The sequence below is a fragment of the Leptospira bandrabouensis genome, assembly GCF_004770905.1.
In the GTDB taxonomy this organism is placed as follows: Bacteria; Spirochaetota; Leptospiria; order Leptospirales; family Leptospiraceae; genus Leptospira_A; species Leptospira_A bandrabouensis.
In genome coordinates this window covers 60,365-73,552 of sequence record NZ_RQHT01000012.1, presented here as the reverse complement: position 1 = coordinate 73,552, position 13,188 = coordinate 60,365, and the positions used below count along the sequence as shown (strand labels likewise).

Annotated in this window: 8 protein-coding genes; 4 read left to right on the top strand and 4 right to left on the bottom strand. The window is 38.0% G+C overall.

Annotated elements, in window-relative coordinates:
* Window positions 1-42: 42 nt before the first annotated feature.
* The 3 genes from ispG to EHR07_RS03960 are packed head-to-tail and all read left to right on the top strand — an operon-like array spanning window position 43 to window position 5,054.
* On the top strand, window positions 43-2,091 hold the full coding sequence (ispG, locus tag EHR07_RS03970) for a (E)-4-hydroxy-3-methylbut-2-enyl-diphosphate synthase (RefSeq protein ID WP_135743893.1): 2,049 nt from the start codon (window positions 43-45) through the stop codon (window positions 2,089-2,091).
* Window positions 2,092-2,133: 42 nt separating this feature from the next.
* Window positions 2,134-3,819, top strand: coding sequence for a DUF2339 domain-containing protein (locus EHR07_RS03965; RefSeq protein WP_135743892.1), 1,686 nt, complete (start codon window positions 2,134-2,136; stop codon window positions 3,817-3,819).
* A complete protein-coding gene (locus EHR07_RS03960) occupies window positions 3,816-5,054 on the top strand; it encodes a hypothetical protein (RefSeq protein WP_135743891.1) in 1,239 nt (412 codons plus the stop codon). Before EHR07_RS03965 ends, EHR07_RS03960 begins: the two co-directional genes overlap by 4 nt.
* A gap of 94 nt (window positions 5,055-5,148) precedes the next feature.
* On the opposite strand, the gene EHR07_RS03955 is transcribed toward EHR07_RS03960, so the two are convergent.
* Window positions 5,149-6,237: an alkane 1-monooxygenase gene (locus EHR07_RS03955; RefSeq protein ID WP_135743890.1), complete on the bottom strand. Its 1,089-nt coding sequence runs from the start codon at window positions 6,235-6,237 to the stop codon at window positions 5,149-5,151.
* Between the two features lie 11 nt (window positions 6,238-6,248).
* The gene (locus tag EHR07_RS03950; RefSeq protein ID WP_135744380.1) at window positions 6,249-6,752 is read right to left on the bottom strand and encodes a TetR/AcrR family transcriptional regulator; all 504 of its coding nucleotides are present in this window, start codon (window positions 6,750-6,752) and stop codon (window positions 6,249-6,251) included.
* 340 nt (window positions 6,753-7,092) lie between these two features.
* Between EHR07_RS03950 and EHR07_RS03945 the strand changes: the two genes are divergently transcribed.
* On the top strand, window positions 7,093-7,542 hold the full coding sequence (locus tag EHR07_RS03945; RefSeq protein WP_135743889.1) for a DUF1499 domain-containing protein: 450 nt from the start codon (window positions 7,093-7,095) through the stop codon (window positions 7,540-7,542).
* Between the two features lie 40 nt (window positions 7,543-7,582).
* On the opposite strand, the gene carB is transcribed toward EHR07_RS03945, so the two are convergent.
* A complete protein-coding gene (carB, locus tag EHR07_RS03940) occupies window positions 7,583-10,900 on the bottom strand; it encodes a carbamoyl-phosphate synthase large subunit (RefSeq protein ID WP_135743888.1) in 3,318 nt (1,105 codons plus the stop codon).
* Between the two features lie 20 nt (window positions 10,901-10,920).
* Window positions 10,921-13,179: a sulfatase family protein gene (locus tag EHR07_RS03935; protein WP_135744379.1), complete on the bottom strand. Its 2,259-nt coding sequence runs from the start codon at window positions 13,177-13,179 to the stop codon at window positions 10,921-10,923.
* Window positions 13,180-13,188: the final 9 nt, after the last annotated feature.

Below are 13,188 nucleotides of genomic sequence, written 5' to 3'. Positions count from 1 at the left end.
TTTCGAATTTAATTTCCTAGATAATGAGAACATAAGATTCAAATGAGCACCAAATATAACGAATCGCCATTTTTCTATAAAAGACGTCCTACCCGGGAAGTAATGGTTGGTACAGTGGGAATTGGAGGAAAAAATCCAATTCGTATCCAATCCATGATTACATCTAACACAAGAGATACGGAAGCAAGTATCAAACAAATTGCTGATTTAGAAAAAGCAGGTTCAGAAATAGTTCGCCTAACAGTGCCAAGCCAAGCTGATGCGGATAATTTACCAAACATTCGAAAACGAATGAAAGAATTAGGACTTACAGTGCCTCTTGTTGCGGATATTCATTTTACACCGCAAGTAGCACTCAAATGTGTGGAATGGGTTGAAAAGGTGCGAATCAATCCAGGTAATTTTGCAGACAAAAAGAAATTTGAAATCATCGAATATACAGACAAAGACTACAACGAAGAGTTAGAAAGAATCGAAGAAGTATTTACTCCCCTTGTCCTACGTGCCAAAGAACTGGGTGTTGCCATGCGTATCGGAACCAATCACGGAAGTCTTTCCGATAGAATCATGAACCGGTTTGGAGATACTCCTCTTGGTATGGTGGAATCTGCTTTAGAATTCATTCGGATTGCAGAAAAAAATTCTTATAAAGACATTGTTGTCTCCATGAAAGCTTCCAATCCGCAAGTGATGATACAAGCCTATCGAATGTTAGTTTCTAGGTTTTACGATTTAGGAATGGATTATCCCTTACATTTAGGTGTTACAGAAGCAGGTGATGGAAAAGATGGAAGAATCAAATCAGCCATTGGTATAGGCAGTTTACTCGAAGATGGACTGGGAGATACCATCCGAGTTTCACTCACAGAAGATGCCATTCATGAAATCCCTGTCGCCAAAGAACTTGTTCGCAAATACAATGATTTGTTTCTAAATGAAAAGAAAACAACCTCTTATCCCTACTCTCCATCACAACCAGGAATTTCTGAAAAACGAGAAACCATTTATACTGAATTTCGGGATCCATTTCAATACTCCAGGTTTTATTCCAAAGAACTTTGTTTAGGCGAAACAAAACTGGGAGATTCCTCTCCGGTTCGGATAGAAATCTGTTTTCCTTTTTTTGGATCAGAATCAGCAGAAGAAGTCCTCCACCTCATCCAAAGGGAATCCAAGTCAGGCAGAATTCCTGAAATGCTCCACTTCGCCATCCATTCCGAACTGGATTTAATTTCTTTAGGCACTATGGTGCGCCGTGGTTCCTTTCCCTTACCGGTATCTGTGGAACTATCAAACGAACTGACTTACCAATATGATAGTTTGGCCGAAGACCTATACCGCATTCAAAAGTGGGTGGTAAATCCTCATATATTTTTTAAGGAATCGGAAGAGTCATGGGACGACCTTTTGGATTTTGTAACTCGTTTTGCAAAAGACAAACGTTGTGTGGAGTGGAGTATCGAAGCCGAAGACATTCACCTAACAGAAAAAATTGTTAGAGAATCTAAAAAAAGAAAAATTGAAAACCTCATTTTTTCTGTAAAAAATGGGGATTTACTTACTGTTCGAAAACTTGCTTATCATTTGCGAGAATCTGATTATCCCATAACTCTTGTCACACAAACACAAGATAAGGAAACTTTGCTCTATGAATCTTCCATCCAAGTGGGTGGAAGTTTACTTGATGGAATTGGTGATGTGGTTCGTTTGTCCTTTGGTGATGGTGAACCGGAAGAGTCACTGGTTTTAAGTTTCGATATTTTACAAGCAACTAGGCTTCGCCTAACAAAAACAGAATATATATCTTGTCCCTCTTGTGGCCGAACTATGTTCGATTTACAATCGACAACGGCAATGATCAAAAAAAGAACAGGGCACCTAAAAGGTGTGAAAATAGCCGTAATGGGATGTATTGTCAATGGTCCAGGAGAGATGGCAGATGCCGATTTTGGATATGTTGGTGCTGGAATTGGTAAGGTTCATCTCTACAAAGGGAAAGAAATTGTAAAAAAAGGTGTTTCGGAAGAAGAAGCGGCCGACCAACTCATAGAACTCATTCGCGAAAATGGCATGTGGAGCGATCCAGAATAAAAAGTAGTTCCCCTCTATTCACGGATGTGAAGCATTTCCTCCGTGGAAGAAAAAGAATCTAAAGATATCCTTTCTAGGATCCAAGCGATGGAAAGGGAACTTTCTTTTTTAAAAGAAAGAGTCCTTTCGCAAACAAAAACAGAAACTCCAAAACAGCAAACTCCCCCTGTTTCGAAACCAACTCCTGTGCATACCCACCAAGCAGAAGTTACACTAGGCGAAGGACCTAATTGGTTTGTACAGTGGATTGGCGAAAATTTATTTGTTAAGTTAGGAGTGTTTTCACTTCTCTTGGCAACCATTTGGTTTTTCTATTTAGCCATTGAAGAGTATTGGATCAACGAATCTGTTCGCATTTGGATTGGGCTTATCTCTGCCATCCCGATACTGATTTATGGATTCCGTGTAAGGCATTCAAGGCCTTATCTTTCCCCAAGCCTTCTTGGACTCGGAATCGCTATTTTATTTTCGGCATACTATTCTGGTTATCTCTGGTATGATCTTTATTCTACCGAAACCTGTTTTGTGGGTCTCCTGATTCTCAGTTTGACTACCGTGGCCACTGCCCATGCCGAAAAAAGTGAGGTATTATTTGGATTTGCCTCTCTTGGTGCATTTTCAGTTCCTCTCCTTTTGTCGACAGGCCAAAACTCCTATCCTTTCCTTTTCACTTACTTACTCCTTTGGAATCTTCTTTTTTTCTGGGTAAGAAAAGATAAAGATTGGAAGGTAATTCCCTTATTACTTCTTTGTGCAAACCACCTAATCTTTGCTGGATGGGCCAATGACAAATTAGAGGAATCAAAACCATTTTTTCCGATTTTATTCCAACTTGGAGTTTTTGTTTTATTTTTACTACGAGAGTTTCAGACATTAGAATCAAAAAAATCTAAAGATTTAGTTCTTAACCTTGTTACGATTGGATTTACTTTAGGTTTAGGATTTTTACAATCGTATTGGGCCTTCTCGATTTTTTATCCTATCGCAAAACCTTTTTTACTAACACTCATTCTAATTCTATTCTATGGATTATATGAACGTTCCATCAGACGAACAGCACTTAATTTAGAAAAGAAAAAACTCTATGATTTGATTGGTCTTTTCGGACTACCATTTATCGTCAGTTTGATTGTCATCGGAACTACTGGAAAATTTTTAGCTTTTAGTCTAATCAGTTTCGCTTTTCTTGTGACTGTTGCTTCAACTTATTCCAAACAATTGTATATGTACTTTGCTGCATTTCCCGTTTGGTTTTTTGCACTGTTTTATATCTTTGCTTTCACCTATCGTTCGCAAAACGAAATTCCTTTCCTCAACGGACGTTTTTTGGTATTTGCAACAGGTTCAGCTTACCTTGTACTTTCTTACCTTTATAGTAGAAAGTTCTCAGACCTATCCAAATTATTTTTGTATGCAGCTTACCCGTATTGGTTACTCGGAACCTTTGTTGAAATTTACTTAGGATTTCCAGAGGAGAAACAGTTATTTCTCTACACTCTGAGTTTGATTCTTTATGGGTTCATAGCGTTGTCAGTTGGATTTGGAAAAAAAATCCAATCGTTACGATACGTAGGATTTGGATCTTTAGCTCTAGTCATCATAAAATTCTATCTTTATGATTTTTGGAATTTGAGTTTGGGTTACCGAATTTCGGCAGGATTATTTTTAGGAATCACACTCATCGTTACAGGAACGTTATACAACCATTTTAAGAAGGAAACAAAATGAAGTTCAAATATTTACTCCCTATTCTATTATTTTTAGCCATTACAACACAAGTAACTAGTCGCCCCCTTGCAGTGCAAAATTTTAAATACAAAAAGGATTTAAAAATCTCAGGAAATCTTTCCCCTAACGGAGTTGTAAAACTCATGTTAGATGAAGATATTTACAAACATTCTTTTTACGGAGACTTACGTTTAACTTACAACGGAGACATTGTTCCCTACCATATCCAAAATGCGGAAGAAATTTCGAAAAACACAGAAAAAGTAAAACCAGAACTACTATTTTCCAAAAAGGATGATTTGGAGATTTACGTATTGGAACTTCCCAAACTACCAGAAGGTATGAACTACACAAAACTTTCTGTGTCGAGTGCTTATGACTACGAAACCTCCATCACTCTTAAGTTAGGTGACAATCCTGACCAATTTACGGATTCCAAAACCGTATTTCTTTATAAATATGGAAGCCAAACTTCTGGTGAAATTGATTTAGGAAATACAAAACATCGTTTTGTTCGTTTGGAAGCAGAACCTGGATCCGATCTAAAGTTTCCATCCGCATATAGAGCCAAACAAAACAAAAACTTGTATTACGAAAAAACACATACGGTAACGGATCCTGTCCTTGCCGAAAACCATTGCCAGTTTTTGTTTCCCAATGAAACTAAGTCCGCTTTTCAAATTTTGAAATTACGTATTGAAGAAGATAATTGGGAAAGAAACGTAATCGTCCGAGGAAAAATTAACAAAAAAGAATGGGAGACAGTATTCGACGGAACCGTTACTCACAACAAATCAGATGGCGTTTATACCGAAATACCACTCTCTCAAACGATCACCTCTGAATTTGAAATACAAATTTATGATGGAGAAAACGAAACCCTTCACCTAAAAGAAGTGATCTCTGTCCAACCATTAGAAGAAATATATTTTTTTGCAAATGCGGATGCTTCCAAAGAAGGTTATGCACTCTATTACGGAAACCCTTACCAATGGCCGCCTAGTTTTGATCCTTACTCTTACCCATCTGGGGAAGAAACTAAAAACGCTGAAGTAAATAGGGGAACACTCCTTGCAGAATCAGAAAATCCCGACTTTAGTTTTAGTATCCTCTACCCACCCATTTCAGGATATCTAGCCACCGGTTTCTTTTATTTAGGAGTTCTTGCCTTATTGTATCTTTTATTTTCCATTTTAAAGAGTAAAAGGTCCGTTCTCACAGAATCCGAATCATAATAAAACAAGTGACTCACGAAAAAACTTTTTCGTGAGTCCATGTCCAAATTATAAAGTGAATGTTAGTAGAAATATTGGATGAATTAAATTTGATTTAGGATCCAATAGCCGTTTTCTTTTCCCAAGACTCCAAAATTGGATTCATCATGGAAAACCAAAGCGGAGGAATAAGCGCAATTAAAATCATCACCTCATAGCCATAAGGCAACTGAGGTGCCTCTTCAAAATGACGTAAGGTTTGGTATCTTCTTCCTGCATTCGCATGATGATCAGAATGCCTTTGTAATTGAAAAAGTAGTGCATTAGAAACAAAATAGTTTTGGTTCCAAGAATGGATTGGTAATACTTTCTCAAACTTTCCTTGGGCATTTTGGTTTCGTTTCAAACCATAATGTTCAATGTAGTTTGTGAGTTCTAAAAGAGAAAAGGCAACAAAGGATTGAAAAAGTAAAAACACAAGAATTTCCAATCGAAATCCTTTTCCACTCCCAAGAGATCCCAAAACTACCATAGTCGTTAAAAATAAAATGGTAATGACCATATACCAAATCATTTCATTACGATAATGAAATACTCCAAGTCCCAACTTAGATAGTCGTTTTTTCTCCAATTCCCAAGCAGATTGGAAAGCCCCAAACACTGTCTGCGGATAAAACTGATAGAAGGATTGATTTTTTTTAGAAGATGCAGGATCACTAGGAGTGGAAACTTTTGTATGGTGTCCTCTGTTGTGTTCTATATAAAAATGCATATAACAAACCGTCATATAAATCATTTTTGCAAGGAACTGTTCATACTTAGTATTTTTATGACCTAGTTCATGTCCTACAGTAATCCCGACCCCACCGGTAACAATTCCTACGGCAAGACCAAAGAGAATAAACTCTGAAGTTGTATGAGGAAAAAAACTAATCCGGTATACAGACCATATGACAAATATTAGCTGAACATAAGCCCAAATTTCTGTCAAATATCGAAAATAAGTATCGTTTTGTATTTTAAAAAAATGAGTTTCGGATGGATTTGATTCATCTCTTCCAAGAATTAAATCAAGAACTGGTAAAACTATAAAAACAGTAATAGGAACTATCAGATAACTAATTCCCCCTACTGCTTCGGCAACCACAACAAGAATTGGTAAAACGTAACAAAGTAAAAAACTAAGTCGTTTGATTAGAGTCATAAACGATCTCCTTATTCTTTATTTTGGAACAATACCTTCAAGTTCTCCAATCCATCAAAAAGTTCTGGCCAATTTGTTTTTTCCGTGGCTTTATTTTTTAAAAACAATGCTCCAAGAAAAAAAGATAAAAAAGCCTTTCCACTCATCGTATTGGCATTGGTTGGAAAGAATCGGTCCAAAGCCGTTCGATATGTAGTAAAAGAGTCTTCCACCAACTGCGAAAGTTCATGGGAATCACTAAGGTGCCTCTTTACATCCACAGCCAGTAACATCAGGTTCAAAAAATGATCTTCTCGCGAAGCGACAAAATTCATTATATCCGAAAGACCTGAGTGACTCTCAGATAGTTCGGTGATCTCTTTTGCATCAATTGCCACAAGTTGTTTTACCATCGACGCAAAGAGAATCTCCTTGGTCGGAAAATAATGGTAAAGAGTTCCCGTAGAAACCCCCAATTCCTTGGATAGTTCCCGCATCGAAACCGATGACACACCTCTCGTCACAAAGATAGGCATACACTTGGTCAAAAGTTCTGCCCGGTAGAGATCATGATCGACTATCTTTGGCATCGGAAAAATCCCTTATTTATATCGAACGATCGATATAAATAATTACTTTCAACATAGAATGTCCAATCTTTTTTCCCAATTATAACCAATTCCGAAATCTTATGTTTTTTTTCCATGAAACTCTAGTCCTTCCCCTAGCCCAAATCTCCTTAACCTAGGATTTTTGGGGAACAGGCACCAGTAAGAAGTAAGGAAGGGAAAGTTCAAGCGAGAAAAGACAGGCGATTTTTATGACTATTTGGAAACAGGACCCGTCCAATCAGATAAACCCCAAGAGAATGATCCAATGAACCAAAAATTCCAGATGCTCTTTCCGATAGCCCTTCTTGCATTTTTATTAGCCTGTACCGGAACCAGGCCAGTTTTTTTAGGTGTTAAGTCAGAGAAATTGGCTGAATGCCCAGGAACTCCTAACTGCATTAGCAGTTTTGCAAATCCCACAGACAAAGAACACTATAGAAGCCCGCTTCCCTACAAGAAACCTTTAAAAGAAGCAGTCCAAATATTAAAAAGAAAATTAGAGCTTTCACCACGTACAAAAATCATCGAAGAAAATCCTAATTACATTTATGCAGAATTCACATCACTTATCATGCGTTATGTGGATGATGTAGAATTTTATTTTGATGAAAAAAATAAACTCTTACACTTTCGGTCTGCTTCGCGGCTGGGAAAATCAGACCTAGGTGTGAATCGAAAGCGAATTGAGTCCATACTGAAAGATTTAGAAATTTAACAGAGGCCTGTTAATCTTTCTAAATCCCAAGATTAGTTTACTATTTTTGATGTCCTCTGTGAATTTCCTGTAAGGAATTCACAGAAAAACCTTTATCCTTCATTTCCACCAAACCATGAATGAGTGCTCTAGCTGCTTGCGAAGTAGTCAAACAAGGCACCTTATATTTAATCGCTGCTTGGCGGATCGTAAACGCATTTTCGCGGGTGACTCTTGACAAAGGAGTATTGATGATCAAATGAATTTTTTTCTCTTTGATATAATCAATCACGTTCGGGAAGTATCCATCATAAATTTTATTAATTTTACTGGATAGGATTCCATTATCAGAAAGAAATTTATGTGTTCCTTCCGTTGCTATAATATTATAACCTAAATTGGATAATGATCTTACTGGTTCGAGTAATTCCTTTTTAGTTTTATCATTAATAGTCACAAAAACAGTTCCGTGTTTAGGTGGTTCTTCACCCGCCATGATCTGTGCTTTGACAAAGGCTTCCCCTTTTGTGGTTGCAACACCCATCACTTCTCCGGTGGACCTCATCTCAGGCCCAAGGATGGTATCAACACCAGGAAACTTACTAAATGGTAAAACCGCTTCTTTCACAGTGATCATAGGAGCAGAAAAACGTTTTCCTAATTTAAAAGAAGACAAAGATTCCCCTAACATCAACCTTACGGCAATTTTCACTACCGGAATTCCAATTGATTTGGCAACAAAAGGAACTGTTCGTGAAGCCCGAGGATTTACTTCCAATACATACAAAGTTTCTTCTTTGATCGCATATTGAACGTTAATGAGTCCCTTTACATTTAATTCCAAAGCCAAACGGTAAGTGGCCTCTTCAATTTCTTGTAACATTCGTTGAGAAATGGATTGTGGGGGCAACACACAAGCTGAGTCACCGGAGTGAATTCCTGCCTCTTCAATATGTTCCATGATTCCAGCAATGAACACATCCTTTCCATCACAAAGAGCATCTACGTCGACTTCGGTCGCATCTTGTAAAAAAGAATCTACAAGAAGTGGTCTATCTTCTGATACCTCTTCTGCTTCTTCCATGTATTTATCGAGTTCTGACTCTTCGTTTACAATTAACATGGCCCTTCCGCCTAACACATAGGAAGGTCTCACAAGAACAGGATAACCGATTTTTCGTGCAATCTCTCTGGCTTTGTCTTTGGAGGCGGCAATTCCATTTTCAGGTGATTTTAAATTTAGTTTCTCTAAAACTTCTGCAAAACGTTTTCTGTCTTCTGCACGGTCGATGGAGTCGGGACTGGTTCCAAGAATTGGAACTCCCCTTTTTTCCAATGATTTAGCTAATTTTAAAGGAGTTTGACCACCTAACTGAACAATAACGCCATCAGGTTTTTCTTTTTTGAAAATTGCCATTACGTCTTCAAGACTTAAAGGTTCAAAATACAACCTGTCAGAAGTATCATAGTCTGTGGAAACTGTTTCTGGATTGGAGTTGACCATGATGGATTCAACTCCTGCTTCCTGTAAGGAAAAGGAAGCATGGCAACAACAATAATCGAATTCAATTCCTTGCCCAATACGGTTTGGACCACCACCGAGGATCATCACTTTCTTTTTCGAAGTGACATCAGCTTCATCCTCTTCGTCATAAGAGGAATACATATAAGGCGTAAAAGCTTCAAATTCCCCGGCACACGTATCAATTCGTTTATAGACTGGGTGGATGTTTTTTTCTTCTAAATATTTTTCGATTGCCTCTTCTTCCTCACGAAGAGTTTTTTCCACTTTGGCTTTTGTAATTTCGATAGCAGCTCCGCTTCGAACTTGAGATAAGATTTGTTCTTCTTTATTTAGAAATGCAAGTTGGCGGTTTGAAAAACCTGCCTTCTTCATTTCTTCAATCATCGTTTTTCCTTCTTTTCGAAACCGATTCTCTAATTGGAATAACTCTTCAAATTGATAGAGAAACCAAGGATCAATTTTACAAATTTCGAAAATTTCTTCCACGCTCATTCCAAAATCAAAAGCCATTTTTACATAAAAAATGCGTTTGTCAGTAGGACGTTTTACTTTTGCAGTAAGCCAAGTTTTTCTTTCTTCTTTCGGAATCGATTCCCATTCCAAAAGTTCTTTTAAATAACCATCACTGCCAAATCCAAATCGGTCGGTTTCCAAGGAACGAAGGGCTTTCTGAAAACTTTCTTTGAAGTTACGACCAATGGCCATCGCTTCCCCAACAGCTTTCATTTGAACTCCTAAGGTATTATCGGAACCAGGGAATTTTTCAAAGGCAAACCTTGGAATTTTTGTAACCACATAATCAATGGATGGTTCGAAACTAGCAGGCGTCACACGAGTGATATCATTTCGGATCTCATCCAAAGTGTATCCTATCGATAACAAAGCGGCAATTTTTGCAATGGGAAATCCCGTTGCTTTCGATGCCAATGCCGAGGATCTTGATACACGAGGATTCATTTCAATGACAATGACATCACCATTCTCTGGATTTACAGCAAACTGGATATTAGAACCACCGGTTTCCACACCAATCTCTCGAATGATGTCGATGGACATATCACGGAGTCGTTGGTATTCTCTATCACTTAACGTTTGTTGTGGGGCAACTGTAATAGAATCTCCTGTATGAACACCCATTGGATCTAAATTTTCGATAGAACAAATGATGACTACGTTATCGGCCAGATCTCGCATCACTTCTAACTCGAACTCTTTCCATCCCATAACCGATTCTTCAACTAATATCTGTGAGATGGGGGATGCAGATAAACCTTTCTGCGCAATTTCTTCGAATTCCGACTCTTCGTAACAAGTTCCACCACCTGTTCCCCCTAAGGTAAAGGCAGGTCGAATGATGATAGGAAATCCAATTTCGTCTTTTGCTTTTCTTGCGGCATCCATATCGGAAACCATAAAGGATTTTGCGACCCGGATTCCCAGTTTTTCCATCGCTTGTTTGAAAAGTTCTCTATCTTCTGCTTTACGGATGGCGTCTACTTTCGCACCGATTAACTCTACATTGTATTTTTCTAAAACACCTTCTTTATGAAGGGCCAATGCTAAGTTGAGAGCCGTTTGTCCACCTACGGTTGGTAAGATGGCATCTGGTTTTTCTTTTTTTATGATTTTTTCAAGAACAGGAACCGTGAGTGGTTCGATGTAAGTTGCATCGGCAAGATCAGGATCCGTCATAATGGTTGCCGGATTGGAATTTACGAGAATGACTCGTATCCCTTTTTCTCGTAGGGCTTTGGTTGCTTGGGTTCCGGAGTAGTCAAATTCACATGCCTGCCCGATGACGATTGGCCCGGATCCGATGATCAAAATTGATTTTAAGTCGTTACGTTGCGGCATAGTTTCCTCTTTTTTCCTATTTAGTTTTCATTTATATCTGATAAAGAACTCGGTATTAAATACTCTCCTGCGAGAGTGGCTTCTTCCCACTGGATCACCGTTTTATAAAGTAAGTCTTTCATTTTGGCACTTACTGGGTGAAGGGGATAAAGGTTTTTCCTATTGAGAGGGTCGTTTTTTCGATCATACAATTCAAATAACACACCTTGGCGTGTAGGTATATATATTAATTTATAATTTGAATTTTGAACTGACCTATGTTTAGAAAAAGCAATGGTTTCTCGATAAATAGGATCGGTGATCATGATTTGGTAGTCCTCTTCGGGAACTACTTGGTGGAGGGAAAGGATGTTCGGATAAGGAATCCTTTGTTTTTGAAAGAAGTGATCCCCAACATCAGAAAACCAAATTCCTGTTTCCGCATATACAAACCTGTCTTCTTCCCAATTGGTTTTTCCAAGGATCGGTAGTAATGACTTACCAGGAAACTCCTGCTTGGTGGGGATTCCAAAATAATCCATAATGGTTGGATATAAATCCACACTGGATGTGATTCCAAAAAACTCGTGTTCTTTTGTTGTCTCTATTTTAGATTTTGGAAATTTGATGAGTAAAGGAACATGAGTCACTGCTTCCCCACGTAAATGTTCACCGTGCCCTTGCCCATGTACATCTTCATACAATGCTTCCCCGTGGTCAGCAGTCAAAATGATAATGGCTTCGTCATAAATCCCACGTTCTTTGAGTTCAGAAAGGATCTCTCCAAACTCGGCATCAAAAGCATACACCGCACTATCAAAAAGCCCCCGGATCTGTTTTGTTTCCTCTTCGTTCGGTAAAGAAGAGTTAGTTGGGTCCACAAACTTTAAATACTTATATTTTCCATAATATTTGGGATTTGTAAATGATTTGTAGTAAGGATAAGCAGGAGTGTAAGGAAAATGAATGACACTCGAAAAATAAGTGACCGAATAAGGAGAATCTCCTTCTCGTTTGAGAATGGAACGAAAGCGGTTAAGGATTCGTGTTCCGTCACCCCAAGTAGATAACCCATCCATCTCCTCTAAATACATTCCGCCGGAAAACCAGGAACCAGTCAGAAAAGGTAATAGAAACAACTGTGATTCAGCAGTTCGCTGAACGGTCATAATGCGAGCATTAAAATTCGGGGCCAATACTTCATCAAATCCGAAATTGGCGCGGGGAAAAATATCTGCGGCAAAACTTCCCACCGCATAACTTTTGTAACCCAACTTCTGCAACATTTGTTGGATCGTAGGAAAAGAAGCAGATCCAATCCTTTGTTTTTCTTCCAAGGAAGGAAACATATCCCGAACCTTGTGGCTCATCGAATATTGTCCCGTTAATAAATCTGTCCAACTTGGGAAAGTACGCGGAATCGTTGTATGGTGGTCATGGAAGACAAAACTATCTTTTGCAAAAGAATCAATATTTGGTGTAATGCTTTTTCCATTAATTTTCTGGCCCACTTTATCATACCGAAGGGAGTCAGCAGATAAAATAAAAATGGGAGGTTTGTCTTTTTCTTTTGATTTAGTCAAAACCTCAATTTGGTTCCAAATACTAGGAATTAAATATAGGAAGATTAAAAGGAAAATAATAAATCCATAAGATTTGATATGGACTCTTTGGTATTGTTTTCCCTGCCAAAACAAAATGGCAAAATAAACAATCCCCAAAATATAGAATCCTGACAAATGAACCAAACCTAACACAAGAACATGCACTAAAGAGAAATAGGATTCTTTATTTTTATGGAGATAAATTTGGAAAAGGAGAAAGGTGATAAAAAGAAAAAGTAGGAGTCCTAAAGCAAAACTGAAATAAAAGGGACTGGTGTGGTCTGTTAAAAAATAAAGGAACGAAGCAAAAGATGGATATCGGAAGAAAAAGAACTCACCATAAATTTGTGGAAAACTAACCATCGAATGACAAAGAGCCAAACATTCAATAAGAAGAACCCAAGCCGATAAAACGACCCAAGAAACTTCTCTTCGATTCAGAAAATGGTAGGTTAAGAAAACAAGAGAAAAGAGAGAGAGGTGTAAAAACAGAGAAACGGAAAAAACTTTGAGGGTAGTGTTAAGATAAACTCCAAAAAAAGCACCTAAATACTGTTTGAGGAAGTCTCCTACATCGACTCCCATGATGGTAAAACTTGTATTAAAGAGTAAAAAAAATAGATAAAAAAAAACTGTAAACCAAAGGGAGATTTTTAGGATTCGGATGGGGAAAAGAGGGGCTTGGTTCGGACCCATTAGAGTCAT

Coding starts and splice junctions, on each gene's coding strand:
- ispG (WP_135743893.1), top strand. CDS start 43: ATGAGCACCAAATATAACGAATCGCCATTTTTCTATAAAAGACGTCCT.
- EHR07_RS03960 (WP_135743891.1), top strand. CDS start 3,816: ATGAAGTTCAAATATTTACTCCCTATTCTATTATTTTTAGCCATTACA.
- EHR07_RS03955 (WP_135743890.1), bottom strand. CDS start 6,237: ATGACTCTAATCAAACGACTTAGTTTTTTACTTTGTTACGTTTTACCA.
- EHR07_RS03950 (WP_135744380.1), bottom strand. CDS start 6,752: ATGCCTATCTTTGTGACGAGAGGTGTGTCATCGGTTTCGATGCGGGAA.
- EHR07_RS03945 (WP_135743889.1), top strand. CDS start 7,093: ATGAACCAAAAATTCCAGATGCTCTTTCCGATAGCCCTTCTTGCATTT.
- carB (WP_135743888.1), bottom strand. CDS start 10,900: ATGCCGCAACGTAACGACTTAAAATCAATTTTGATCATCGGATCCGGG.
- EHR07_RS03935 (WP_135744379.1), bottom strand. CDS start 13,179: ATGGGTCCGAACCAAGCCCCTCTTTTCCCCATCCGAATCCTAAAAATC.